This window comes from Pseudomonas sp. B21-015 (assembly GCF_024749285.1).
GTDB lineage: Bacteria > Pseudomonadota > Gammaproteobacteria > Pseudomonadales > Pseudomonadaceae > Aquipseudomonas.
In genome coordinates this window covers 6,255,302-6,279,670 of sequence record NZ_CP087196.1, presented here as the reverse complement: position 1 = coordinate 6,279,670, position 24,369 = coordinate 6,255,302, and the positions used below count along the sequence as shown (strand labels likewise).

General features: G+C 59.7%; 22 protein-coding genes and 1 pseudogene. 19 read left to right on the top strand and 4 right to left on the bottom strand.

Annotation, left to right across the window (positions count from 1 at the left end; translation table 11 throughout):
- Positions 1-118 precede the first annotated feature (118 nt).
- From dibA to LOY38_RS28615, 6 genes are all read left to right on the top strand, one after another.
- Positions 119-2,038 carry a phosphodiesterase DibA gene (gene dibA, locus LOY38_RS28640; RefSeq protein ID WP_258698091.1) on the top strand — a complete coding sequence of 640 codons (1,920 nt, stop codon included), beginning with the start codon at positions 119-121 and terminating at the stop codon, positions 2,036-2,038.
- Between the two features lie 255 nt (positions 2,039-2,293).
- Entirely contained in the window at positions 2,294-2,476 is a 183-nt protein-coding gene (gene oscA, locus LOY38_RS28635) for a sulfur starvation response protein OscA (RefSeq protein WP_007941032.1), read from the top strand.
- Between the two features lie 145 nt (positions 2,477-2,621).
- Complete coding sequence (locus tag LOY38_RS28630) at positions 2,622-3,635, top strand: sulfate ABC transporter substrate-binding protein (RefSeq protein ID WP_258698090.1); 1,014 nt, start codon at positions 2,622-2,624, stop codon at positions 3,633-3,635.
- Positions 3,636-3,873: 238 nt separating this feature from the next.
- The gene (gene cysT / locus LOY38_RS28625) at positions 3,874-4,692 is read left to right on the top strand and encodes a sulfate ABC transporter permease subunit CysT (protein WP_258671906.1); all 819 of its coding nucleotides are present in this window, start codon (positions 3,874-3,876) and stop codon (positions 4,690-4,692) included.
- A 13-nt stretch (positions 4,693-4,705) separates the two neighbouring features.
- Positions 4,706-5,575 (top strand): sulfate ABC transporter permease subunit CysW, encoded by an 870-nt coding sequence (cysW, locus tag LOY38_RS28620; RefSeq protein ID WP_258698089.1) that lies wholly within the window; start codon positions 4,706-4,708, stop codon positions 5,573-5,575.
- A 2-nt stretch (positions 5,576-5,577) separates the two neighbouring features.
- A complete protein-coding gene (locus tag LOY38_RS28615; RefSeq protein WP_038978455.1) occupies positions 5,578-6,567 on the top strand; it encodes a sulfate/molybdate ABC transporter ATP-binding protein in 990 nt (329 codons plus the stop codon).
- 89 nt (positions 6,568-6,656) lie between these two features.
- On the opposite strand, the gene LOY38_RS28610 is transcribed toward LOY38_RS28615, so the two are convergent.
- Positions 6,657-7,175 carry a DUF962 domain-containing protein gene (locus tag LOY38_RS28610; RefSeq protein WP_258698088.1) on the bottom strand — a complete coding sequence of 173 codons (519 nt, stop codon included), beginning with the start codon at positions 7,173-7,175 and terminating at the stop codon, positions 6,657-6,659.
- Between the two features lie 84 nt (positions 7,176-7,259).
- Between LOY38_RS28610 and LOY38_RS28605 the strand changes: the two genes are divergently transcribed.
- On the top strand, positions 7,260-7,946 hold the full coding sequence (locus tag LOY38_RS28605; RefSeq protein ID WP_258698087.1) for a Crp/Fnr family transcriptional regulator: 687 nt from the start codon (positions 7,260-7,262) through the stop codon (positions 7,944-7,946).
- Between the two features lie 77 nt (positions 7,947-8,023).
- Positions 8,024-8,389, top strand: coding sequence for a response regulator (locus tag LOY38_RS28600; RefSeq protein WP_258698086.1), 366 nt, complete (start codon positions 8,024-8,026; stop codon positions 8,387-8,389).
- 154 nt (positions 8,390-8,543) lie between these two features.
- Here LOY38_RS28600 and LOY38_RS28595 read toward each other — a convergent pair whose 3' ends face one another.
- Positions 8,544-9,548, bottom strand: coding sequence for an AraC family transcriptional regulator (locus LOY38_RS28595; RefSeq protein WP_258700808.1), 1,005 nt, complete (start codon positions 9,546-9,548; stop codon positions 8,544-8,546).
- A 96-nt stretch (positions 9,549-9,644) separates the two neighbouring features.
- On the opposite strand from LOY38_RS28595, the gene LOY38_RS28590 reads away from it, so the two are divergent.
- From LOY38_RS28590 to LOY38_RS28555, 8 genes are all read left to right on the top strand, one after another.
- On the top strand, positions 9,645-10,718 hold the full coding sequence (locus LOY38_RS28590; RefSeq protein WP_258698085.1) for a fatty acid desaturase: 1,074 nt from the start codon (positions 9,645-9,647) through the stop codon (positions 10,716-10,718).
- 501 nt (positions 10,719-11,219) lie between these two features.
- The gene (locus LOY38_RS28585) at positions 11,220-11,801 is read left to right on the top strand and encodes an alpha/beta hydrolase (RefSeq protein WP_258698084.1); all 582 of its coding nucleotides are present in this window, start codon (positions 11,220-11,222) and stop codon (positions 11,799-11,801) included.
- A 66-nt stretch (positions 11,802-11,867) separates the two neighbouring features.
- Positions 11,868-12,800, top strand: a complete 933-nt coding sequence (locus LOY38_RS28580; protein ID WP_258698083.1) for a sigma 54-interacting transcriptional regulator — start codon at positions 11,868-11,870, stop codon at positions 12,798-12,800.
- A 185-nt stretch (positions 12,801-12,985) separates the two neighbouring features.
- Complete coding sequence (locus tag LOY38_RS28575; protein WP_258698082.1) at positions 12,986-13,768, top strand: MetQ/NlpA family ABC transporter substrate-binding protein; 783 nt, start codon at positions 12,986-12,988, stop codon at positions 13,766-13,768.
- Positions 13,769-14,317: 549 nt separating this feature from the next.
- Positions 14,318-14,983 carry an amino acid ABC transporter permease gene (locus LOY38_RS28570; RefSeq protein WP_258698081.1) on the top strand — a complete coding sequence of 222 codons (666 nt, stop codon included), beginning with the start codon at positions 14,318-14,320 and terminating at the stop codon, positions 14,981-14,983.
- Positions 14,964-15,623 (top strand): amino acid ABC transporter permease, encoded by a 660-nt coding sequence (locus LOY38_RS28565; RefSeq protein WP_258698080.1) that lies wholly within the window; start codon positions 14,964-14,966, stop codon positions 15,621-15,623. The genes LOY38_RS28570 and LOY38_RS28565 overlap by 20 nt, the downstream gene beginning before the upstream one ends.
- Positions 15,620-16,402, top strand: coding sequence for an amino acid ABC transporter ATP-binding protein (locus LOY38_RS28560; RefSeq protein ID WP_258698079.1), 783 nt, complete (start codon positions 15,620-15,622; stop codon positions 16,400-16,402). The genes LOY38_RS28565 and LOY38_RS28560 overlap by 4 nt, the downstream gene beginning before the upstream one ends.
- Positions 16,399-17,280 carry a transporter substrate-binding domain-containing protein gene (locus LOY38_RS28555; protein WP_258698078.1) on the top strand — a complete coding sequence of 294 codons (882 nt, stop codon included), beginning with the start codon at positions 16,399-16,401 and terminating at the stop codon, positions 17,278-17,280. Before LOY38_RS28560 ends, LOY38_RS28555 begins: the two co-directional genes overlap by 4 nt.
- A 146-nt stretch (positions 17,281-17,426) precedes the next feature.
- Here LOY38_RS28555 and LOY38_RS28550 read toward each other — a convergent pair.
- Positions 17,427-18,053 (bottom strand): annotated as a pseudogene (locus LOY38_RS28550) (AAA family ATPase); the annotation flags it as partial.
- Positions 18,054-18,351: 298 nt separating this feature from the next.
- Between LOY38_RS28550 and LOY38_RS28545 the strand changes: the two are divergent.
- From LOY38_RS28545 to LOY38_RS28535, 3 genes are read left to right on the top strand one after another with little or no spacing between them, the layout of a single operon-like run.
- On the top strand, positions 18,352-19,455 hold the full coding sequence (locus LOY38_RS28545) for an efflux RND transporter periplasmic adaptor subunit (RefSeq protein WP_258698077.1): 1,104 nt from the start codon (positions 18,352-18,354) through the stop codon (positions 19,453-19,455).
- Positions 19,452-20,519, top strand: coding sequence for an efflux RND transporter periplasmic adaptor subunit (locus LOY38_RS28540; RefSeq protein WP_258698076.1), 1,068 nt, complete (start codon positions 19,452-19,454; stop codon positions 20,517-20,519). Before LOY38_RS28545 ends, LOY38_RS28540 begins: the two co-directional genes overlap by 4 nt.
- Positions 20,516-23,563 (top strand): efflux RND transporter permease subunit, encoded by a 3,048-nt coding sequence (locus LOY38_RS28535; protein WP_258698075.1) that lies wholly within the window; start codon positions 20,516-20,518, stop codon positions 23,561-23,563. Before LOY38_RS28540 ends, LOY38_RS28535 begins: the two co-directional genes overlap by 4 nt.
- Positions 23,564-23,593: 30 nt before the next feature.
- Here LOY38_RS28535 and LOY38_RS28530 read toward each other — a convergent pair whose 3' ends face one another.
- Positions 23,594-24,223: a bifunctional 2-polyprenyl-6-hydroxyphenol methylase/3-demethylubiquinol 3-O-methyltransferase UbiG gene (locus LOY38_RS28530; protein ID WP_258698074.1), complete on the bottom strand. Its 630-nt coding sequence runs from the start codon at positions 24,221-24,223 to the stop codon at positions 23,594-23,596.
- Positions 24,224-24,369: the final 146 nt, after the last annotated feature.

Sequence of the window (24,369 nt, the reverse complement as noted above, 5' to 3'; positions counted from 1 at the left end):
CAGCCTTTGCATTATCACTAAGCCCACAGATAAAACCAGTCGCCCTTTCAGATAAGAGTGGCCGGGTGTTTCTTTAATCTATAATTCCAACCTTTTTTGTAGGGACATGGACGTTCTAATGCCAGCCACATATCGCGATGCCTTGCGTGCAGCGCTGCTCTATCTGGTGCTTTCCGTAGCCTGGTTCCAGTTTAGTGGTTATTTATTGAACAGTTTCTTCGATAACTCCACCGACCTGCTGCGCTGGCAACTGATCAACGGTTATGCCTGGGTGGCCTTCAGTGCCGGGTTGATCTTTATGGCGCGGGCACGATTGTTTCGCTGCCTGGGTGTCGGCGCCAGATTGCGCGAGCGCAAAGCTGATCGGGAACGTTTGCGTCAGGCGGCCGCGGTGTTCGATTGCACCCGCGAAGGGGTGCTGGTCACCAATAGCAAAGGGCTGATCGTCCATGTGAACCGGGCGTTCATGGAAATCACCGGTTACCAGTGCGAGGAAGTGTTGGGTCAGCGACCGAACATGTTCAAGTCGGGCCATCACCCGCCGGGTTTCTACCAGGCGATGTTCGCGACACTCGACAGCCTCGGTGAGTGGAGCGGGGAAATCTGGAATCGTCGCAAAAGCGGCGAGATTTACCCGCAATGGCAGACGATTCGCCTCATTCCCGACGATCAGGGGCGGCTCAGTCAGTACGTTGCGGTGTTTTCCGACATCAGCGCGATCAAGGACTCCGAGCATGAACTGACGCACCTGGCCCACCACGATCCGCTGACCGATCTGCCCAATCGCTTGCTGTTTACCGACCGTGCCGAGCAGGCCGTGGCCTCGGCGCAGACCCATAAGCGCGGTTGTGCGTTGCTGATGATCGATCTGGATCACTTCAAGTTGATCAACGACAGCCTTGGTCACAACGTCGGTGACCAACTGCTCAAAGCTGTGGCCCAGCGTCTGCAAGGCACATTCGACCCGGGCATCACCCTGGCGCGGCTCAGTGGCGACGAATTTGCGGTGTTGGCTGAAGATTGCCCGCAACCGGGGCCTGCCGCGGCGCTGGCTCAGCGGGTCATCGATGGCCTCAAGGAGCCGTTTCAGATCGACGGGCATCCGTTGTTCATCAATGCCAGCATCGGCATCAGTCTGTTCCCCAGCGATGCCTTGAGCGCCGAGCAACTGTTGCGCAACGCCGACTCGGCGCTGTTCAAGGCCAAGAGCGCCGGTCGCGACGGCTATGCCCTCTATACCGAAGAATTGACCACGCATGCCCAGCAGCGCGTCGAGATTGCGTTCGAATTGCGCCGGGCGCTGGAGCAGCAGGAGTTGCGTGTCTATTACCAGCCCGTGCATGACCTCAAAACCAGTCGCCTGATCGGCGTCGAGGCGCTGGTGCGCTGGGAGCATCCGCAGCGCGGGCTGGTGTCGCCGGCTGAATTCATCCCCATTGCCGAACGCACCGGGCTGATTGCCGAGATCGATGCCTGGGTCATGCGCCAGGCCTGTCAGCAAATGTGCCAGTGGCAAGCGACAGGCGTGCTGCTTTCGTTTGTCGCGGTGAACGTTTCTTCTCGCCTGTTCGCCCGCCGCGAGTTGTATCAGCAGGTGGCTCAGGTGCTGCACGACACCGGGCTGGATCCGGCGTATCTGGAGCTGGAAGTCACCGAAAGTGCGGTGATGGAGGACCCGGAAGTGGCGCTGGAGCAGATGCATCGCTTGCGTGAGTTGGGCGTGCGGCTGGCCATCGATGACTTCGGCACGGGTTATTCGTCGTTGCTGCGACTCAAGCGGTTGCCGGTGCAAAAGCTCAAGATCGATCAGGGATTTGTCGCAGGCTTGCCGGGTGATGAGGATGACGCGGCGATCGTGCGGGTGATCATTGCCCTGGCGCAGAGCATGGGGATGCAAGTGCATGCCGAGGGGATCGAGCAGATCGAGCAGGCGGGTTTCCTGCTCGAGCACGACTGCGATCTGGGGCAGGGGTATTGGTTTGGGCGGCCAGTACCGGAGGCCGCGTTGGATTGGGCTCGGGCGCCAGTGATTTCCTGAAAGCGAAAAGATCGCAGCCTTCGGCGGCTCCTGCAAGGGATCGGCGTACACCTGTAGGAGCTGCCGAAGGCTGCGATCTTTTGATCTTCAAGCCACTCATGCTCAGCAAATCCTTGCTTCATCAAATAATGTCTTCTGGTTATATAAACATTCTTAAATAGTCTTTTTAAGAATATCTGCACCTATCTACTATTGCTCTCACGCCGTACGCAGTGCCCGCCACTGCCAGGCATATCTCATTAAAGGAGCAGCACCATGAGCGCATCCCTACGTAGTGTTGACGGGCAGGACGAAGCCACCATTTTGCGTGAGATCCAGAGTGCCTTGCGCGATCTGCGCTTTGGCGCAGTGGAAATCACCGTGCACAACGCCCAGGTGGTTCAGATCGAACGCAAAGAGAAATTCCGTTTGCAGAATCCGGGCAACAAACCGAGCTGAAGCGAAAGATCAAAAGATCGCAGCCTTCGGCAGCTCCTACGCGCCTGTGGGCGCCGCCGCAGGCTGCGATCTTTTCAAACAGGCAACCCGATTCCAGAAATCCATAAGAAAAGCCAACACACCAAGAATTCCAGGAGCTTTCACCATGTCGTCGATTCGCCATTTTGCCTTGGCCGCCCTGGCCAGTGCCCTTTTTGCGGGTTCCGCGGTTGCCAAGGATTACGAATTGCTCAACGTGTCGTATGACCCGACCCGTGAGCTGTATCAGGACTACAACGCCGAGTTCATTAACTTCTGGAAGAAAGACCACGCTGGCGACAACGTGAAGATCCAGCAGTCCCACGGTGGTTCGGGTAAACAGGCTCGCGCCGTAATCGACGGTCTGCGGGCCGACGTGGTGACCCTGGCCCTGGCCGGTGACATCGACGAAGTCGCCAAGCTCGGCAAGAGCCTGCCGGCTGACTGGCAGAAGCGTCTGCCGGAGGCGAGCACACCTTACACCTCGACCATCGTGTTCCTGGTGCGCAAGGGCAACCCGAAAGGTATCAAGGACTGGGGTGACCTGACCAAAAATGGCGTGGAAGTCATCACTCCGAACCCGAAAACATCCGGCGGCGCGCGCTGGAACTTCCTCGCGGCCTGGGCCTATGGCCTGAAAGCCAACGGCGGTAACGAAGCCAAGGCCAAAGAGTACGTACAGACCCTGTTCAAACACGTGCCTGTGCTGGACACCGGTGCTCGCGGTTCGACCATCACCTTCGTCAACAACGGTCAGGGCGACGTGCTGCTGGCCTGGGAAAACGAAGCCTTCCTGGCCTTGAAAGAAGACGGTGGCGCCGACAAGTTCGACATCGTTGTACCGTCGCTGTCGATTCTTGCCGAACCACCGGTGGCCGTGGTCGATAAAAACGCTGAGAAAAAGGGCAACAGCGAGCTCGCCGAAGCGTACCTCAAGCACCTGTACAGCCCGGCCGGCCAGGAAATTGCGGCGAAAAACTTCTATCGTCCACGGGACAAGGACATAGCCGCCAAATACGCCAAGCAGTTCCCGGCACTGGAGCTGGTGACCATCGACAAGGACTTCGGCGGCTGGAAAACCGCGCAACCGAAATTCTTCAATGACGGTGGCGTGTTCGACCAGATTTATCAGGCGCAGTAACCTGAAATGGATTAGTCAATGGACCTGATTCCAGTCAGTTAAGGTGCTGAACCTGTGGGAGCGAGCCTGCTCGCGATGACGGCGGTACATTCAGCATAAATGTTGGTTGGCCCGCCGCTATCGCGAGCAGGCTCGCTCCCACAGGGGCTGCGGTGTCCAAATCCTTAACTGGCTGGCATTAGCCAACAGGCCCCGATTTCACTGTCGGGGCTTAGCGCGTTCTCAACCAAGGACTTTTATGTCGCGTCGTATCTCCCCCGTCATACCCGGCTTCGGGCTGACGCTGGGCTACACCTTGGTGTACCTCAGCCTGATTGTGCTCATTCCACTGGCGGCGATGTTTGTGCATGCCGCTCAACTTACCTGGGACCAGTTCTGGGCGATCATCTCGGCGCCACGGGTGCTGGCGGCGTTGAAGCTGAGCTTCGGCACCGCGCTGTACGCCGCGATCATCAATGGCGTGATCGGCACGCTGCTGGCCTGGGTGCTGGTGCGCTACACCTTCCCGGGGCGCAAAGTCATCGACGCGATGATCGACCTGCCCTTTGCTTTGCCCACTGCGGTGGCCGGTATCGCGCTGACCGCGCTGTACACCCCCACCGGGCTGGTGGGGCAGTTCGCGGCGGACCTGGGTTTCAAGATCGCGTATACCCCCCTCGGCATCACCCTGGCGCTGACTTTTGTGACGCTTCCATTCGTGGTACGTACGGTACAGCCTGTACTGGCTGATATCCCGCGTGAAGTGGAGGAGGCGGCGGCTTGCCTCGGGGCGAAACCGTTACAGGTTTTTCGCCATATTCTGGTGCCGGCGCTGCTGCCAGCCTGGCTCACCGGTTTCGCTTTGGCCTTCGCCCGCGGGGTCGGCGAGTACGGTTCGGTGATTTTCATCGCCGGCAATATGCCAATGAAAACCGAAATTCTGCCGCTGCTGATCATGGTCAAACTCGACCAGTACGATTACACCGGCGCCACCTCCATTGGTGTACTGATGCTGGTGGTTTCCTTTGTCCTGTTACTGCTGATCAACTTGTTGCAGCGGCGCATCGAAACCCCATAAGGAGGCGCGAAAAATGTCCCAATCGTCTATTGCAGCGGCCTCCTCGAACGCCGCCCGCCGTGGCAGTGCCTCGTCGCGGCGAATCCTGATCGGCCTCGGCTGGCTGATTTTTGCGCTGTTTTTGCTGTTGCCGCTGTTCATCGTGGTATCCCAGGGTCTGAAACTGGGCCTGGGGGCGTTCTTCACGGCGATTTTTGAGCCGGACGCTTTGTCGGCGTTGAAACTCACTGTGATTGCGGTGCTGATCTCGGTGCCGCTGAACCTGGTGTTCGGTGTCAGCGCGGCGTGGTGCGTGAGCAAATACTCGTTCCGTGGCAAGAGCATGCTGGTGACCCTGATCGACCTGCCGTTCTCGGTATCGCCGGTGATCGCGGGTCTGGTCTACGTGTTGATGTTCGGCGCCCAGGGCCTGTTCGGCCCGTGGTTGCAGGATCACGACATCCAGATCGTCTTCGCCTTGCCGGGTATCGTGCTGGCGACGATTTTCGTTACCGTGCCGTTCGTGGCCCGTGAGCTGATCCCGCTGATGCAGGAACAAGGCACCCAGGAAGAAGAGGCCGCGCGCCTGCTCGGCGCCAATGGCTGGCAGATGTTCTGGCACGTTACCGTCCCCAATATCAAATGGGGCCTGATTTATGGCGTGGTGCTGTGTACGGCCCGAGCCATGGGTGAGTTCGGTGCGGTGTCGGTGGTTTCCGGGCACATTCGCGGGGTGACCAATACCCTGCCGCTGCACGTCGAGATTCTCTACAACGAATACAACCACGTGGCTGCGTTCGCCGTGGCGAGCCTGTTGCTGATCCTGGCGCTCTTCATCCTGCTGCTCAAGCAGTGGAGCGAAAACCGTATTAACCGCCTGCGCGCCAGCGCCGCGGAGGAATAGTCATGTCGATCGAAGTGCGTAACGTCAGCAAGAACTTCCACGCGTTCAAGGCGCTGGACAACATCAGCCTGGACATTCAAAGCGGCGAGCTGGTGGCGCTGCTGGGGCCGTCCGGCTGCGGCAAGACCACGTTGCTGCGAATCATCGCCGGCCTCGAAACCCCGGATCAGGGCAGCATCGTGTTCCATGGCGAAGACGTCTCCGGCCACGACGTGCGTGATCGCAACGTCGGTTTCGTGTTCCAGCACTACGCCCTGTTCCGCCACATGACGGTGTTCGACAACGTCGCGTTCGGCCTGCGCATGAAGCCGAAAAACCAGCGTCCGAACGAGAGCCAGATCGCGGTGAAAGTCCACGAACTGCTGAACATGGTGCAACTGGACTGGTTGGCGGATCGCTACCCGGAACAACTCTCCGGCGGCCAGCGTCAGCGCATCGCGTTGGCCCGCGCCTTGGCGGTGGAGCCAAAGGTTTTGCTGCTCGACGAACCTTTCGGCGCACTCGACGCCAAGGTCCGTAAAGAACTGCGTCGCTGGCTCGCGCGGCTGCACGAAGACATCAACCTGACCTCGGTGTTCGTGACCCACGACCAGGAAGAGGCGATGGAAGTCGCCGACCGTATCGTGGTGATGAACAAGGGCGTGATCGAGCAGATCGGCTCACCGGGCGACGTCTACGAAAACCCGGCCAGCGATTTCGTCTATCACTTCCTCGGCGATTCGAACCGTCTGCATTTGGGTGAAGACCGGCACGTTCTGTTCCGTCCACACGAAGTGTCACTGTCGCGTCATGAACTGGAAGACCACCACGCCGCTGAAGTGCGGGATATTCGTCCGTTGGGCGCCACCACGCGGGTGACGCTGAAGGTCGAAGGCCAGAGCGAGTTGATTGAAGCCGAAGTGGTGAAGGATCACGACAGCCTGGTTGGATTGGCGAAGGGCGAGACGTTGTTCTTCAAGCCGAAGGTCTGGCAGAAAGTCGCCAACATATAAAGCAAAAGCATCGCGGGCAAGCCCGCTCCCACAGGGGATTTGTGAACGACACAGATCACTGTGGGAGCGGGCTTGCCCGCGATGGCGTCCTACACCGCTGCGTTTTTCTGACGCAAACGCACACCCCCCACCCGCGCTTCAATTTGCTCTTTCAGCTCATGCCGCATCCCGAGCAAAAACGCCAACTCAACCACCACAAACAGCGGGCCGACAATCAACCCCGTCACATCATCGACAAACGCCGGTTTGCGTCCCTCATAATGATGGCCGACAAACTGAATCGCCCACCCCACCACAAACATCCCGATGCCGCTGGCCAGCCAGACCAGCGTACTTTGCTGCGCGAGAACCTGACCCGCCCAAATGCACAGACCGAGCAACACGGTCATCAACACCCCAAGACGCACCTCCAGGCGCAGGTAAAACCACGCCGATGCCATTGCGACCAGCACCGCCGGCGAAACCCAGCCTCCGCCCCATTGAGGCCGTGACAGCAACACCGCGACCGCCACGACGATCAGCGGAATACCCACGAAGTGGCTGGCGATATTGCGTGGGTCACGGTGGTAGGCGGCGTATTGACTGAGATGGTCAACGAGGCTTTTCATTGTTATTCCTCCTGTAGGGTGATTGATGATGCCCCGGGTTCATCTCTCGCTCTGTCAGCCAGGCGACAATCTCCAGGAGTTTTCATGGACATGCAGGTTTGGCGTTCGCGCCTGATGACGGGGCAGTGGTTCAGTCATTTACCTGTTCCCTTGCAGGATAGTCTGCTGGCCGCCGCCCGAGTGCGGCGGTTGTCGCCGGGGCAGCGGTTGTTCAAGCGCGGCGATCCCCCGTGCGGGTTGTACGCGGTGCTCGAAGGTTCGGTGCGCATCGGCGCGGTGAGCGAGCAGGGCAAGGAAGCGTTGCTGAGCCTGGTGGAACCGCCGCACTGGTTCGGTGAAATCTGCCTGTTCGATGGCCAGCCGCGAACCCATGATGCGTTCGCAGCAGGCCAATGCATCCTGTTGCATATCCCGCAAACGGCGCTGCTGGCCTTGCTCGACAAACACCCGGTGTACTGGCGGCAACTGGCGTTGCTGATGAGCCACAAACTGCGCCTGACCTTCATCAACCTTGAGCAACTGAGTCTGATGCCGGCCCCGGCGCGCCTGGCCCATCGCTTGCTGATGATCGCCGAGGGCTATGGCGAAATCGACCCGCCGCGCCGTGTTCTGCAACTGCCCCAGGAGCAACTGGCGTCGATGCTGTCACTGTCGCGCCAGACCACCAACCAGATACTCAAGGATTTGCAGGGGCAAGGGATTCTGAATCTGAAATATGGCGAGATCGAGATTCTGGATGCGCAGCGGTTGCGGGCGTTGGCGTTGGTTTGAAAAAAAGTTCGCCACGGTATTGGTGGGCTTTGTCCGCGAACGCGCCTAGCCTGTGACGACGATAATCGAGGTGTGCCATGCGTGTATTGCTAGTGGAAGACGAACCCGAGACCGCCAGGCTCCTGGCCAAAGGCCTGAGCGAAGCGAGTTACTCGGTGGATGTGGCGCTCAATGGCATGGACGGCCGGCGCTTTATCGAGTCCGGTGAATACGAGTTGATCATCCTCGACGTGATGCTTCCCGGCCTCAACGGCTGGCAGTTGCTGCAACAGATACGCAAGCTCGGCGATACGCCGGTGCTGTTCCTCACCACCACGGACGGCATCGAGGATCGCCTGCGCGGGCTGGAGCTGCATGAGGATGATTATCTGCTCAAGCCGTTTGCCGTCAGTGAGCTGGTGAAGCGGGTGCGCAAGCTGTTGCGGCGCGATCGCGGGCGCTGAAGGTTATGCGGTGTCTGAGCAATCGCCATCGCGAGCAGGCTCGCTCCCACATTTGATCCTTGGTGAACACAATACCGATAAACAATGAAGATCCAGTGTGGGAGCGAGCCTGCTCGCGAAGAGGCCGGAAAACCCAGCACACCTTGCTGATCTATCACCGCAACCCATCCCGAAACTGCCCCGGCGTCATTCCGGTCCAGCGTTTGAACGCACGACTGAAGCTGCTGGTATCGGCGAACCCCAGCAGGTAACTGACCTCGCTCAACGAACACTGTGGGTCGCGCAGGTGCAGCAGCGCCAGGTTCTCCCGGCTTTCATTGAGCAGTGTATCGAACCGACAACCTTCATCCGCCAGGTGCCGTTGCAGGCTGCGTAGACTCAAGTGCAGCGCTTGGGCGATGCAATCGGCCGACGGTTCGCCCTCGGGCAATTGCTCTTCAATGGCGTCGCGAACCTTGCGCTCCCAGGTCAGAGGCTTGAGTTGCGCCAGGGTGCGTTTGAGCACGGTTTCGTTGTGCTCGGCCAGTTCCGGGTTGGCGTCGTCCAGGTGGCTGTCGAAATCCACCAGGGCGAATTCCAGTCGGTCTTCGTCAGCGGCGAAATACACCGGCGAGCGGAACACTTTGTGCCATTGATGCGGGTCGGCAGGTTCCGGGCGGCGCAGGTACACCGCCAGTGGCGCGTAGTCACGGCCCAGGCGATTGCGGCAGGTGCGCACGTAAATCGCCGCGAAGGCGTCGATGGCTTCGAAGGCGGGCGCGGGGTTGCCTTGGGGGATTTTCAGGCGGAAACGGTAGCGATCCTCGGTTCGGGTCAACTCCAGGTCCAGCGCATCGCTGACCACCTGGTGATAACGCACGATGCGCTCGAACACTTCCCGCAGGCTGCCGCTGGCCACCAACGCATAACCCAGCGCATGAAAGGTGGTGGGGCTGACGAAACGCGACACCCGCAAGCCAATCGCGGGGTCGCCACTGACCTGCACCGCGATTTCCCACAGGCGCGTGGTGCCGGACAACGGGTAACGGGCGTTCGGGTCGTCCATCAACTGCGGGTCGAGCCCCGCCTGTCGGCACAGGGCGGTGCTGTCGAGCCCCAGCGCATCGAGCTGCTTGCGCAGGGCGCGGGTCCAGCTGGCGAGTGAGGTCGGTTCAGTCATGTTGGCGCGTCCGGTCAACAGGTTGGCGTTCACGGCTACCACTCTGTAAAGCATCACAGGGCAGGATGCGAACATCAATAACCAGAGGATGGAAGCATGGACGGTACTTCTGCAAGTCCCCAGCGACTGAATGCAGCACAGCGATCAGCGCATATTCGCCAAGTGGTGCTGGCCAAGGGCGTCGAATTGCGTCGGCGCTACCCGATTCTCAACCATCAGGACGCGTTGGGCGCGGGCATTCTGGCCTTTGCCCTGGCCGGGATGATCGGTTCGGCAGCGCTGTACATCACCGGGTACATGGCCTGGTGGGCATGCCTGTTGCTCAACGCGTTTTTCGCCTCGCTGACCCACGAGCTGGAGCATGATCTGATCCACAGCATGTACTTTCGCAAGCAACGCGTGCCGCACAACTTGATGATGGGCCTGGTCTGGCTGGCGCGGCCGAGCACGATCAACCCGTGGATCCGCCGCCATTTGCACCTCAACCACCACAAGGTGTCCGGCACCGAAGCTGACATGGAAGAGCGGGCGATCACCAACGGTGAGCCTTGGGGAGTCGCACGCCTGTTGATGGTCGGCGATAACGTGATGTCGGCATTCATCCGCATGCTGCGGGCCAAGACCCGGGCGCACAAGCTCAGCATCCTCAAGCGTTCTCTGAAGGTTTACGCACCGCTGGCGCTGGTGCATTGGGGGGCGTGGTACGTGTTTCTCGGTTTTCACGCCGCCAACGGCATCGCATATCTGTTGGGGACGCCCATCGAATGGTCGGCGACTACGTTGGCGGTGATGCAAGTGATCGACATCGCTGCGGTGGTGATCATCGGCCCGAACGTGTTGCGCACGTTCTGCCTGCACTTTGTCAGCTCGAACATGCACTACTACGGTGATGTGGAGCCGGGCAATGTGCTCCAGCAGACCCAGGTGCTGAACCCTTGGTGGATGTGGCCATTGCAGGCGTTCTGCTTCAACTTCGGCAGCAGCCACGGGATCCATCATTTTGTGGTGAAAGAGCCGTTTTACATCCGCCAGATGACCGTGCCGGTTGCGCATGAGGTGATGCGTGAGATGGGGGTGCGGCTCAATGATTTCGGGACGTTCGGGCGGGCGAACCGGTTTGTTCGCAAGGAAGCCATAGGGTCGCAGGAGGTGCGTGCCGCTCGGGTTTGATCGATGTGCCCGGAAACTCAAACGCTGGTCATCAATTTGACCCAAAGGAACGTTACGTTGTGACGCAAGCAGCGATGGCTTGGATGCATCGTAACGATTGGCATATGTGTTTTTGATCTAATAAAGTAATTAAATATTCCTTTATCGGATAACCGTTTCAGCCAATCATTCACATCCCAGCGATGTGGTTCGCGCTAACCGATTTTGAGTTTCCGGGGCCGTCTCCTTGGCAGGGTGCGGCCCCTTTTTTTGCCCGGGATTTGGTAAGTGGACACAAAATCCCTGTGGGAGCAGCTGTGGGAGCGGGCTTGCCCGCGATGGCGTCAGGCCAGTCAATATCATCAGTGACTGATACATCGCTATCGCGGGCAAGCCCGCTCCCACAGGTGATCAGCTTTATATTCTATATTGATCTTAATAAATATCTTCTTATTCCTTAACGAATATAACTCACCTCCCTATACTCAGTCAGGAACAGACACGCAGCAGGAGAGCTCCCCCATGCACAACGAATCAATTCGCTACCTGATTGTGCCGGGCTGGCAAGGATCGCCAGAAGATCATTGGCAAACCCATTGGCAGAACAGCCTGCCCAACAGTGCACGGGTGGAGCAGGCCGATTGGCTGACGCCTCGTCGCGAAGACTGGGTCGCGGCGTTGGCCGAGGCGATTACCGCCGACAGCACGCCAGTGATTCTGATCGCCCATAGCCTGGGTTGCATCACCGTCGCCCATTGGGCGGCCACTGCGCCGTTGCAATTTTTGCGTCAGGTGCGCGGTGCCTTGCTGGTCGCGCCAGCGGACGTCGAGCGCCCGGCCTGCTCGCCGGCCTTGCGCAACTTCGCGCCGATCCCGACGCATTTATTGCCGTTCCCGAGCCAGGTCGTCAGCTCTGACAACGACGCCGCCGTGAGCGCGCCACGAGCGCTTGAACTGGCGCGCCAGTGGGGCGCCGAGGCGGGGATTTTATCGGGGGCCGGGCACATCAATGTGAAGTCCGGTCACCGGCGCTGGGAGCAGGGTTTTGCGTACCTCTATCGTCTGCAAAACCGCATGGAACAGCACGCCTTGCGCCGCGCTTGAACCTTTTCTTTTTTCCTTTTTTTAGAATCGGCCCCCGCCTCCCGGCGGTTTGGGCGGGAGTCTGCCATGAGTTTGCATGAAGCCTTCGGTCAGCCGCTGCTGACCTTTCCCGACGCGGAAAAAAGCCCGCTGAGCATTCGCGCCAAAGCGTTGGTGTTCGTTGATCCGCGTTCCCGGCAGTTGCGCCAGGAACTGGAACAATTGGCGCCACGTTCGATCTCGGTGTTGATTCGCGGTGAAACCGGCAGCGGTAAAGAACTGTTGGCCCGGCACATCCATCGCGCCAGTGATCGCGGCGGGTTGTTCGTGTCAGTCAATTGCGGCGCGATCAGCCCGACCTACGCCGATGCTGAACTGTTCGGCTATGCCGCTGGCAGTTACAGCGGTTCGGCCAGCAGTCGTGCCGGGTGGTTCGGTTCGGCCAACGGCGGCACCTTGTACCTGGATGAGATCGGCGACCTGCCGTTGCCGATCCAGATCAAGTTGCTTGCGGCCCTGGAAAACCACGAAGTCACCCGCGTCGGTGCTCACCAGCCGAGCCCGGTGGACGTACGTCTGGTGGCGGCCACCAGCATCGATCTGGCCCAGGCGGTGGCTGCCGGGAAATTCCATGAGCGGCTCTATCACTACCTCAGCGAAGGCCAGCTCGAACTGCCGGCCTTGCGTGAGCGGGTGGGCGATATTTTGTCGCTGGCCGAATACTTCCTCGGCATCTACAGCCAACGCCTCGACCTGCCGGTGCCATTGATCAGCGAAGCCGCGCAGCAGGTGTTGGAGCAGCACAGTTGGCCGGGCAATACCCGGGAACTGGAGAACGTCATTCACTTTGCGTTGCTGGTGAGTACCGGCGACGAGATTTTGCCGGAGCATTTGAATCTGCCTGAGGCGCCGGCGTCGCTGGTGACGATCGAGCAGCAACTCAAACACATTCTCGGCAACGGCACTGCCGCCGAGAGAGAGGCCTTGAAACAACTGCTCAAAGACGCCGGACTGTTGTAGGCGCGAAGCGCAATCCATGTGGTAGCGGTTGTATGAACAAAATGGAATATGAAAGTGAATAAAAGATATTGTTCGGGAATAAAAAATCCCGGTATTGTCCGCGTCACGCCAGCGATAGCACTTCAATGGCACCTAACTATTTAGCCGTCGTCGATGACGACCGTGATTTTCGATAAGGACACTGCATGAAAAAGGTTCTGTTGTTCACCGCATTGGCGGCTGCCCTGACTGCGGGCCTGGCCCAGGCTGGCGAGAAACTGGTGGTGGCGGCGACCCCGGTTCCACATGCCGAGATTCTTGAACTGATCAAGCCAACCCTCGCCAAAGAAGGCGTGGACCTGGAGATCAAAGTCTTCACCGACTACGTTCAGCCGAACGTGCAGGTCGACCAGAAGCGTCTGGACGCCAACTACTTCCAGACCCTGCCGTACCTGAAAAACTTCAATGAAGGCAAAGGCACTAATCTGGTGACCGTGATCGGTGTACACGTCGAACCGTTCGGCGGTTACTCGAAGAAAGTCAAAAGCCTGGCTGAGCTGAAAGACGGCGCAACCATCGCCATCCCGAACGAAGGCAGCAACAGTGGCCGTGCCCTGATCCTGCTGCAGAAGGCTGGCCTGATCGAGTTGAAAGACCCGAAAAACGCCGTGGCCACACCGAAAGACATCGCCAAGAACCCGCATAACTTCAAGTTCAAGGAACTGGAATCGGCCATGCTGCCGCGTGTTCTGGATCAGGTCGACCTGGACATGATCAACACCAACTACGCGCTGGACGCAGGTCTGAACCCGGCTAAAGACGCGCTGGTGATCGAGGGTGCCGATTCGCCTTACGTGAACTTCCTGGTGGCTCGTCCAGACAACAAGGACAGTGTCGCCATCCAGAAACTGGCCAAGGCCCTGACCAGCCCGGAAGTGAAGGCGTTCATCGAGAAGAAATACAGCGGCGCGGTCCTGCCGGCGTTCTGATTTAACGCAGTCTCGAACCCCTTCAAGGTTTCAAACGCCGACGGCTCTCGATAGCGTCGGCGTTTTTTATGGCGCTTGAAATCAAAAGATCGCAGCCTTCGGCAGCTCCTACAGGTGTTCACATAACCCCGTAGGAGCTGCCGAAGGCTGCGATCTTTTTGCTTTTTACGGTCAGGCCACCCGGGTTTTCAGCGCCTTGCGCAACGCCACCAGCAATTTCACGATGTCCTGCGGATCCAGCCGCTGTGGCACTTTTACGTCAGCCATTTTCTCTTCCTTGTGATGGTTCGGCCGGGGAAGTCTGGCCAAAAGCTGTCCGTCCTTGGAGGGGCATTTTGAAAAAAAGATCCTTCCTACAGCGCAAAGAAAAATAGTCGTCTTCCACGTCTGCCGCAAATCCACGGGATAGTTTTTTGCGTGATATCAATATGCTTTAACGGTATTTAAATTCTTCTTTTTATACCATTAAAGTCGGTGCCTGCCGGGTGGTTATCCACTGCCCATGGACTGCGCCATCGTCGCTTACCGAGCGGCGTACAGGGATGTTCAATGACTTTCGATTACGCTTTTATCCTCAGCACTCTGCCGGCATTTCTCAAAGCCGTGGGCGTGACGCTGCAGGTCGGCTTGATCGCCATCGGCACTTCGTTGCTGGTGGCGCTGATCAACGCGACGATTCTGGTGTTTCGCACGCCCTACCTTCAGCGCCTGGTCGGGCTGTATGTGGAGCTGGCACGCAACACACCCCTGCTGATCCAGTTGTTCTTCGTCTACTTCGCCTTGCCGGCCCTGGGCATCAAAGTCTCGGGCTTCGCGGCGGCGATCATCACCATGACTTTCCTTGGCGGCGCCTACCTCACCGAAGTGCTGCGCGCCGGCGTGGATGCGGTGCCCCAGGCGCAACTCGAGTCCGGCCGCTCCATCGGCTTGTCCCACGGGCAATTGCTGCGCTACGTGATCCTGCCGCAAGCCGGCATCCTCAGCCTGCCGTCGCTGTTCGCCAATTTCATTTTTCTGCTCAAGGAAACCACCGTGGTCTCGGCGGTGGCGGTGCCGGAGATTCTCTACACCACCAAGAGCTACATCGCGCTCTATTACAAAACCTACGAAATGCTCGCCGTGCTGACGCTGATCTGCGTGCTGCTGTTTTTGCCGTTGTCGCTGCTGCTCAGCCGTCTGGAAAGGAGGCTCCAGCATGGCCAGTTCGGGTCTTGAATTGCTCTGGGTGTCGTTGCCGCAATTGGGCAAGGGCGCTGCGCAAACCCTGTCGATCTCTTTCCTGAGCATCGCCATCAGCACCATCGGCGGCGTGCTCTACGGCGTGTTGTGCACGCTGAATTCGAAATGGCTGAACGCGCTTCTGCGGGTCTATCTGGAACTGTTCCGGGCGATCCCGGTGCTGGTCTGGCTATATTTGCTGTTCTTCGGCTTGCCGATCTTTTTTGGGCTGAGCATTCCGAGCTTCTGGTGCGCGGTGCTGGTGTTGTCGCTGTGGGGCGCCAGCGAAGTCGGGGAAGTGGTGCGCGGTGCGTTGCATTCGTTGCCTCGCGGGCAGCGTGAGGCGGGGTTGTCGATTGGGCTGGATGGCCCGCAACTCTATGGCTACGTGCTGCTGCCGCAAGCCCTGAAGCGCATGACGCCGCCGACCATCAACGTCTACACGCGCATCATCAAGACCAGCTCCCTGGCGGTGCTGATCGGCGTGGTGGACGTGATCAAAGTCGGCCAACAGATCATCGAACGCACCTACGAATCAGTGCTGATATACGGCACGCTTTTCCTGTTTTTCTTTTTCATCTGCTACCCGCTCTCGGCCGCCTCGCGCGTGCTGGAGCGGCGCTGGACGCAAGCATGAGTGCATTGATCGAGTTCAAGGGTTTCAACAAGTTTTTCGGCGAGCAGCAGGTGCTCAATGGCATCGACCTGAAGGTGAAACCGGGCGAAGTGATCGTCATCCTCGGCCCCAGCGGCTGTGGCAAAAGCACCTTGCTGCGTTGCCTCAACGGCCTGGAAGTCGCCCACGGCGGCAGCTTGAATTTTGCCGGGCGCGAGTTGCTGGACAAGGGCACTGACTGGCGCGAAGTGCGTCAGCAGATCGGCATGGTGTTCCAGAGTTATCACCTGTTCCCGCACATGAGTGTGCTCGACAACTTGTTGCTCGGCCCGCTCAAGGTGCAGAAACGCGATCGCCGTGAAGCCCGTGCCCAGGCCGAAGCCTTGCTGGAACGCGTAGGCCTGCTGGACAAGCGCGATGCCTTCCCGCGCCAGCTATCCGGCGGCCAACAGCAACGTATCGCCGTCGTCCGTTCGCTGTGCATGAACCCCAAGGTCATGCTCTTTGACGAAGTCACCGCCGCCCTCGACCCGGAGATGGTCAAGGAAGTGCTCGAAGTGATTCAGGGCCTGGCCCGCGAGGGCATGACGCTGCTGATTGTCACCCACGAAATGGCCTTCGCCCGCGCCGTGGCTGATCGCATCGTGTTCATGGATGCCGGGCGCATTCTTGAGCAACGCCCCCCCGAGATTTTCTTTACGAACCCGCAAACCGCACGAGCGCAGCAGTTCCTGGAGAAGTTCTCCTACGTCGCCGCACTACCTAAAACGACTCAAACAAAGGAATTGGAACTGCCATGAAAACTGCCAAGTCTTCTCTGCTGCTACTCCCGCTGTTCAGCCTGGCGCTGCTGGCCGGCTGCAACAAAACCGAAGAACCGGTGAAGCCGAAAGTCGCCAGCGTCAGCACCGCACCGGCCGGTTACCTGGAAAAAATCAAAGCCCGGGACAAGCTGATTGTCGGCGTGTTCACCGACAAACCGCCGTTCGGTTTTGTCGATGAAGCCGGGCGCTACGTGGGGTTCGATACCGACATCGGCCGCCAATTCGCCAAGGATCTGTTGGGCGATGAGAACAAGGTCGAGTTCGTGGCGGTGGAGCCGGCGAGCCGGATACCGTTCCTGCAAAGCGACAAGGTCGACCTGATCCTGGCCAACATGACCGTTACTCCGGAACGCAAGGAAGCAGTGGACTTCACCAATCCGAATTTGAAAGTCGCGGTTCAGGCGTTGGTGCCTCAGGCAAGCTCGGTGAAGAGCCTCGATGACCTGGCGACCCGCACCACCATCGTCACCACGGGCACCACGGCGGATATCTGGCTGACCAAGAACCACCCGGACTGGAAACTGCTGAAGTTCGAGAAAAACTCCGAGTCCCTGCAAGCCCTGGCCAATGGTCGCGGCGATGCTTATGCGCAGGACAATCTGGTGTTGTTCAGCTGGGCCAAGCAGAACCCGGGCTACCGCGTGCTGGAGGAAAAACTGGGGGCCGAAGCACCGATCGCGCCGGCGGTGAAGAAGGGCAATATCGAACTGCGTGATTGGGTGAATGCGGAGTTGGCCAAGTTGGGCGAGGAGAAGTTTTTGCTCAAGCTGTACGACCAGTACGTGCGTAAAGAGCTGAGCGATGACACCAGGCCTGAGAGCGTGATTGTCGAGGGTGGGAAGTGGCAGGGGTGAGTCTCTGAGCTATGCGGTGACTTTCCGATCGCCATCGCGAGCAGGCTCGCTCCCACAGGGGGATCTTCGATGAACACAACTTTTGTGTCAGTCGCCGATCCAGAGTGGGAGCGAGCCTGCTCGCGATTCGGTTGTTCAAGCGCCGATCAATCCGGCCAATACCACGCCGGTTCATCCAGCATCCTCTGTCCGACCATCCCGGTCTGGCCGAAATTTTTCTCCAGCACGATGCAATTGCATTCCGGGTCTTGCTGCAACGCCGAAATCAACCGTCGCGCGTGGGACACCACCCATACCTGACACTGTTCGGACGCTCGAATAATCAACCGCGCCAATGCCGGCAACAAATCCGGATGCAAACTGGTTTCCGGCTCGTTCAGCACCATCAGCGTCGGCGGCCGGGGTGTCAGCAATGCCGCGACCAGCAGCAGATAACGCAATGTCCCGTCCGACAACTCGGCGGCGGATAACGGCCGCAACAAGCCTTCCTGATAAAACTCGATCGCAAGCCGTCCGCCCTGCAGCGGTTCGATGTTCAATGTCGCGCCGGGGAACGCATCGCTGATCGCCGCCTGCAAGGCTTCGGGATCGCCTGTTTCGTGGATGGTCTGTAACGCCGCCGCGAGGTCGCGACCGTCGTGGTGCAGCGCCGGTGTGCGGGTGCCCAGTTGCGGTTGGCGTGCCGGGGCATCGGCATCGCTGCGAAAGTGATCGTAGAAACGCCAGCGGCGGATGAGCTCACGCAGCTGCATGACTTCCGGCGAAGCGGTAATTGGCCACCGCGAGGGTTTTGAGCATGGGTAGCTTCCTGCTGCAGGGTTCGTCATTCTGCCTTATTGTCGGCCTGTGGCGAGGGGGCTTGCCCCCGTTGGGTTGCGAGGCAGCCCTAAAACCAGTCACCGCGTTTCTTTCAGGAGCACGGCGTTAGCCGGCTTACGACTGCTGCGCAGTCGAACGGGGGCAAGCCCCTCAGCCACAGGGAATGCAGCAAACCCGTGCACCTGTTGAACCCTGTTCTAAGCTCACAGTCGTATCGACACTGGCACGCCCGTACAACGCAAAGGAGTCTGCATGGTGGGTCCCGGATTGAAATTAATGGTTGGCCTGAGCCTCGTCGCCTTGCTGACCGCCTGCGGTGAAAAAGCACAGGTCGAAAAGGACCGTCCGCGAGTCTTCGTGCAAGAGGTCAAGCCAACCGATTACGCCGCTTCGGTGACACTCACCGGCGATGTCCAGGCGCGAGTACAAACCGAGTTGTCGTTCCGCGTGGGGGGCAAGATCATCCAGCGCATGGTCGACGTCGGTGACCGGGTTTCGGCCAAACAAGTGCTGGCCAGGCTCGACCCCAAAGACCTGCAAACCAATGTCGACTCGGCCCAGGCCCAGGTCGTGGCCGAACAGGCCCGGGTCAAACAAACCGCCGCCGCCTTCGTTCGCCAGCAGAAACTCCTGCCCAAGGGCTACACCAGCCAGAGCGAATACGACTCTGCCCAAGCCGCCTTGCGCAGCAGTCAGAGCGCGCTGAGCGCTGCTCAAGCGCAATTGGCCAACGCCCGTGATCAACTGAGCTACACAGCGCTGATTGCCGATGCGCCAGGGGTGATTACCGCACGTCAGGCTGAAGTCGGCCAGGTGGTGCAAGCCACGGTGCCGATTTTCAGCCTGGCCCGGGATGGCGAGCGTGACGCGGTGTTCAACGTTTATGAATCGCTGTTGGCCGAGCCGCCATCGGACAGATCGATAGTGGTCAGCCTGCTCGACAACCCGACGATCAAGACCACGGGCACCGTTCGCGAAGTCACGCCGGCGGTGTCCGCGCAGACCGGCACGGTGCAAGTCAAAGTCAGCCTCGACGGTCTCCCTGAGGGCATGCAACTGGGGTCGGTAGTGAGCGCCACCGCCAAGCCCGTGGGCAAAACCGCAGTGGAACTGCCTTGGTCGGCCCTGACCAAAAAACTCAGCGACCCGGCCGTGTGGCTGGTGGATGCCGAGGGCAAGGCGCAGCTGCACACGGTCACTGTCGGCCGTTACCTGACCGGCAAAGTCATTGTCAGTGCCGGCCTCACCGGTGGCGAAAAAGTCGTCACCGCGGGCGGCCAACTACTGCATCCGGGTGTGCGGGTGGATATCGTCGAAAACACCTACCAGACCCCAGCGATAGGAGCCCAGCCATGAAGCGCCTGTTGCTGTTGTCCGCCGCTGTGCTGCTGGTCGCCTGCTCCAAGGAGGAAGCGCCACCCGAGCCGGTTCGGCCGGTGTTGTCCGTGGAGGTGAAAGCGCTCAATCAAGAAGACCTCGGCCGGTTTGCCGGCAGCATTCAGGCCCGTTACGAAAGCAACGTCGGTTTCCGGGTGCCGGGGCGTATCGCCAGCCGTAACGTCGATGTCGGCGCCGAAGTTCAGAAGGGCGCCTTGCTCGCCACCCTCGACCCCACCGATCAGCAAAACCAGTTGCGCTCGGCTCAGGGTGATCTGGCGCGTGTTCAGGCGCAGCTCATCAATGCTCAGGCCAACGCCCGGCGTCAGCAGGAACTGTTCAATCGCGGGGTCGGTGCCCAGGCACAACTGGACATCGCCCAGACAGACCTGAAAACCACCCAGGCGTCCCTCGATCAAGCCAGGGCCACAGTCAGTCAGGCGAAGGACCAACTCAACTACGTTGAGCTGCGCACCGATCACAAAGCCATTGTCACCGCGTGGAACGCCGAAGCCGGGCAAGTGGTGACGGCCGGCCAACAGGTGGTGACCCTGGCGCAGCCGGACATCAAGGAAGCGGTGATCGACTTGCCCGACACCCTGGTCGATCAGTTGCCGGCCGACGTGGTGTTCCAGGTTGCCTCACAACTGGACCCGAGCATCACCAGCACCGCCATCGTGCGCGAAATCGAACCCCAGGCCCAAAGCGCGACCCGTACCCGTCGCGCCCGCCTGAGCCTGACCGATACGCTGCCGGGCTTTCATCTTGGCACGGCGATCAGCGTGACCCTCAGCTCCGCGATCAAACCACGGCTCGAACTACCGGTGAGTGCGTTGCAGGAAGTCGACGGCAAACTGCGGATCTGGGTCGTCGACCCGCAAACACAAACTGTTTCCCCACGGGAGGTCAGCCTGATCAGCCGGACCGATGCCACAGTGGTCCTGGCCAACGGCGTGAAGTCTGGCGAGCGGGTGGTCAGTGCGGGTGTGAACAGCCTCAAACCGGGGCAGAAAGTGAAAATTGACGAGGGCAGCCCGCAATGAAAGGGAGTTTCAACTTATCCGAATGGGCCCTCAAGCATCAGTCGTTTGTCTGGTATTTGATGTTCGTCGCGCTGCTGATGGGCGTGTTTTCGTACCTGAACCTGGGGCGCGAAGAAGACCCGTCGTTCACCATCAAAACCATGGTGATCCAGACCCGCTGGCCTGGCGCGACCCAGGAAGAAACCCTCAAGCAGGTGACTGACCGGATCGAGAAAAAACTCGAAGAGCTCGACTCCCTCGACTACGTGAAAAGCTACACCCGCCCAGGCGAATCAACGGTTTTCGTTAACCTGCTCGACACCACCAGCGCCGAGGACATTCCGCAAATCTGGTACCAGGTGCGCAAGAAGATCAACGACATTCGCGGAGACTTCCCGCAAGGCCTGCAAGGGCCGGGCTTCAACGACGAGTTCGGCGATGTCTTCGGTTCCGTGTATGCGTTTACCGCCGATGGCCTGTCGATGCGCCAGTTGCGCGATTACGTGGAACAGGTGCGTGCCGAAATCCGCGAAGTACCGGGATTGGGCAAAGTCGAAATGATTGGCGAGCAGGATGAAGTGCTGTACCTGAACTTCTCCACCCGCAAACTCGCCGCCCTCGGCATCGATCAGCGCCAGGTGGTGCAGAGCCTGCAATCGCAGAATGCCGTGACCCCGGCGGGAGTGATCGAGGCCGGTCCGGAGCGGATTTCGGTGCGAACCTCGGGGCAGTTTGCCTCTGAGAAAGACCTGGCCAACGTCAACCTGAAGCTCAACGACCGCTTCTACCGACTGGCCGATATCGCCGACATCAGCCGTGGCTATGTCGACCCGGCCACCCCGGAATTTCGCTTCAATGGCCAGCCGGCCATCGGCCTGGCGATCGCCATGAAGAAGGGCGGCAACATTCAGGTGTTCGGCAAGGCACTGCACCTGCGCATGAACGAGCTGACGGCCGACCTGCCGGTGGGCGTTGGCGTGCACAACGTTTCCGACCAGGCCGAAGTGGTGGAAGAAGCCGTCGGCGGCTTCACCAGTGCGTTGTTCGAAGCGGTGGTGATCGTGCTGATCGTCAGCTTCGTCAGCCTTGGCGTGCGCGCCGGGTTGGTGGTGGCGTGTTCGATTCCGTTGGTGTTGGCGATGGTCTTTCTCTTCATGGAATACAGCGGCATCACCATGCAGCGGATTTCCCTCGGTGCGCTGATCATCGCCCTCGGCCTGCTGGTGGATGACGCGATGATTACGGTGGAGATGATGGTCACGCGCCTGGAGATGGGCGAAACCAAAGAGCAGGCGGCGACTTTCGCCTACACCTCGACGGCATTCCCGATGCTCACCGGCACGTTGGTCACCGTCGCCGGTTTCGTGCCGATCGGCTTGAACGCGAGCTCCGCCGGTGAGTACACCTTCACGCTGTTCGCGGTGATCGCGGTGGCCATGCTGGTGTCGTGGATCGTCGCCGTACTGTTCGCCCCGGTGCTTGGTGTGCACATTCTGAGCGCCAAGGTGAAACCTCACGACGCAGAGCCAGGGCGCATCGGTCGGGCGTTCAATGGCGGCCTGCTTTGGGCGATGCGCAATCGCTGGTGGGCCATCGGCATCACCGTGGCGCTGTTTGTGCTCTCGGTGTTTTCCATGCAGTTCGTGCAGAACCAGTTCTTCCCGTCTTCGGACCGCCCGGAAATTCTCGTCGACCTGAACCTGCCGCAAAACGCCTCGATTGCCGAAACCCGCAAGGTGGTGGATAAGCTTGAAGCGACGTTCAAGGACGACCCGGATATCGTGCGCTGGAGCACCTACATCGGCGAAGGGGCGATCCGTTTCTACCTGCCCCTCGACCAGCAATTGCAGAACCCCTACTACGCGCAACTGGTGATCGTCAGCAAAGGCCTGGAATCACGCACGGCGCTGACTGCACGTTTGCAAAAGCGCCTGCGTGAAGAGTTCGTCGGTGTCGGCAGTTACGTCCAGGCCCTGGAAATGGGCCCGCCAGTGGGGCGGCCGATCCAGTACCGGGTCAGCGGCAAAGACATCGATCAGGTGCGCAAACACGCCATCGCCCTGGCCACCGAACTGGATAAGAACACGCACATCGGCGAGATCATTTACGACTGGAACGAGCCGGGCAAAGTGCTGCGCATCGACATCGCGCAAGACAAGGCGCGGCAACTTGGGTTGTCGTCGGAAGACGTGGCGAACCTGATGAACAGCATCGTCGTCGGCTCGCCAGTGACGCAGGTCGATGACGATATCTACCTGATCGACGTGGTCGGCCGCGCTGAAGATGCCGAGCGCGGTAGCCCGGAAACGCTGCAAAACCTGCAGATCGTCACCCCCGGCGGCACGTCGATTCCGCTGCTGGCGTTTGCCACGGTGCGGTATGAGCTCGAGCAGCCGCTGGTGTGGCGTCGCGATCGCAAACCGACCATCACCATCAAGGCCGCGGTGCGCGATGAGATTCAGCCGACCGACCTGGTGAAACAGCTGCAACCGGACATCGATAAATTCGCCGCCGGTTTGCCGGTGGGCTACAAAGTCGCCACCGGCGGTACCGTGGAGGAAAGCGGCAAGGCTCAGGGGCCGATTGCCAAGGTCGTGCCGTTGATGCTGTTTTTGATGGCGACCTTCCTGATGATCCAGTTGCACAGCGTGCAGAAACTGTTCCTGGTGGCCAGCGTCGCGCCACTCGGGTTGATCGGCGTGGTACTGGCGTTGATCCCGACGGGCACGCCCATGGGCTTCGTGGCGATCCTCGGGATTCTGGCGTTGATCGGGATCATCATCCGCAACTCGGTGATTCTGGTGACTCAGATCGACTCTTTCGAGAAGAATGGCTACACACCGTGGGATGCGGTGGTGCAGGCCACGGAACATCGGCGCCGACCGATTTTGTTGACGGCGGCGGCGGCGAGCCTGGGGATGATCCCGATTGCCCGGGAAGTGTTCTGGGGGCCGATGGCCTACGCGATGATTGGCGGGATTATCATCGCGACGTTGCTGACGCTGCTGTTTTTACCGGCGCTGTATGTGGCCTGGTACAAAATCCGCGAACCGAAGTCTGCCTAATGATCGTTCCCACGCAGAGCATGGGAACGATCAGTCGACTCGACGCCAAACACTCGCCAACCAAGGCTGCTGCTCCCGCGGCAGCCCCGCCGGCCGGTAGTAATGCTCCAGCTCCACAAATCCCGCCTCAGTCAGCAGTTCTTGCCAGGCCTGAAGATCGTAATACGCCCCATAACGCGGCCCGTTCCAGCCTTCCTGATTCTCTCCACGCGGATTGGAGCTGAACAACACCCCACCCGGCTTCAACGCCTCGCGCAGCTGCTTCAACACCCGAGGCAATTCCTGACTAGGGATGTGGAACAACACCGCATTGGCAAATATTCCGTCAAACCGCTCGGCCGGCAGATCGAGCTTCAGGAAGTCCTGCTGCCAGACCTCGCAACCGCTGTCCTCCCGGGCCATCTGCGCAAGCTTTTCCGAACCGTCGAGCCCGACGGCGATGTGGCCCATGCGCGTGAACGTTTGCAAATCACGCCCCGGCCCACAGCCAAAGTCGAGAATGCTGAAGGGCGCCTCACCCTGAATATGCCGTAGCAGGGCATCGATGTTCTGGCTGACATCGTGAGCGCGAGTGCCTTCACGGAAGTCTTCGGCCACTGAGTTGTAATGGCCCAGGGTGGTGGAGGTGATCTGCTCCAGGTCGTCGGGAGTCTGTTTCATGGTTGGCTGCACAGGCAATTGGGATTCGCCGAATATACGCCATGACGCCGGGGGCTGCTGCGCAGCCATTCGCGAGCAGGCTCGCTCCCACAGTTGATCTGCTGTGAACACACAACCTGTGTTCGACACGATCCATTGTGGGAGCG

Coding starts and splice junctions, on each gene's coding strand:
- dibA (WP_258698091.1), top strand. CDS start 119: ATGCCAGCCACATATCGCGATGCCTTGCGTGCAGCGCTGCTCTATCTG.
- oscA (WP_007941032.1), top strand. CDS start 2,294: ATGAGCGCATCCCTACGTAGTGTTGACGGGCAGGACGAAGCCACCATT.
- LOY38_RS28630 (WP_258698090.1), top strand. CDS start 2,622: ATGTCGTCGATTCGCCATTTTGCCTTGGCCGCCCTGGCCAGTGCCCTT.
- cysT (WP_258671906.1), top strand. CDS start 3,874: ATGTCGCGTCGTATCTCCCCCGTCATACCCGGCTTCGGGCTGACGCTG.
- cysW (WP_258698089.1), top strand. CDS start 4,706: ATGTCCCAATCGTCTATTGCAGCGGCCTCCTCGAACGCCGCCCGCCGT.
- LOY38_RS28615 (WP_038978455.1), top strand. CDS start 5,578: ATGTCGATCGAAGTGCGTAACGTCAGCAAGAACTTCCACGCGTTCAAG.
- LOY38_RS28610 (WP_258698088.1), bottom strand. CDS start 7,175: ATGAAAAGCCTCGTTGACCATCTCAGTCAATACGCCGCCTACCACCGT.
- LOY38_RS28605 (WP_258698087.1), top strand. CDS start 7,260: ATGGACATGCAGGTTTGGCGTTCGCGCCTGATGACGGGGCAGTGGTTC.
- LOY38_RS28600 (WP_258698086.1), top strand. CDS start 8,024: ATGCGTGTATTGCTAGTGGAAGACGAACCCGAGACCGCCAGGCTCCTG.
- LOY38_RS28595 (WP_258700808.1), bottom strand. CDS start 9,548: ATGACTGAACCGACCTCACTCGCCAGCTGGACCCGCGCCCTGCGCAAG.
- LOY38_RS28590 (WP_258698085.1), top strand. CDS start 9,645: ATGGACGGTACTTCTGCAAGTCCCCAGCGACTGAATGCAGCACAGCGA.
- LOY38_RS28585 (WP_258698084.1), top strand. CDS start 11,220: ATGCACAACGAATCAATTCGCTACCTGATTGTGCCGGGCTGGCAAGGA.
- LOY38_RS28580 (WP_258698083.1), top strand. CDS start 11,868: ATGAGTTTGCATGAAGCCTTCGGTCAGCCGCTGCTGACCTTTCCCGAC.
- LOY38_RS28575 (WP_258698082.1), top strand. CDS start 12,986: ATGAAAAAGGTTCTGTTGTTCACCGCATTGGCGGCTGCCCTGACTGCG.
- LOY38_RS28570 (WP_258698081.1), top strand. CDS start 14,318: ATGACTTTCGATTACGCTTTTATCCTCAGCACTCTGCCGGCATTTCTC.
- LOY38_RS28565 (WP_258698080.1), top strand. CDS start 14,964: ATGGCCAGTTCGGGTCTTGAATTGCTCTGGGTGTCGTTGCCGCAATTG.
- LOY38_RS28560 (WP_258698079.1), top strand. CDS start 15,620: ATGAGTGCATTGATCGAGTTCAAGGGTTTCAACAAGTTTTTCGGCGAG.
- LOY38_RS28555 (WP_258698078.1), top strand. CDS start 16,399: ATGAAAACTGCCAAGTCTTCTCTGCTGCTACTCCCGCTGTTCAGCCTG.
- LOY38_RS28545 (WP_258698077.1), top strand. CDS start 18,352: ATGGTGGGTCCCGGATTGAAATTAATGGTTGGCCTGAGCCTCGTCGCC.
- LOY38_RS28540 (WP_258698076.1), top strand. CDS start 19,452: ATGAAGCGCCTGTTGCTGTTGTCCGCCGCTGTGCTGCTGGTCGCCTGC.
- LOY38_RS28535 (WP_258698075.1), top strand. CDS start 20,516: ATGAAAGGGAGTTTCAACTTATCCGAATGGGCCCTCAAGCATCAGTCG.
- LOY38_RS28530 (WP_258698074.1), bottom strand. CDS start 24,223: ATGAAACAGACTCCCGACGACCTGGAGCAGATCACCTCCACCACCCTG.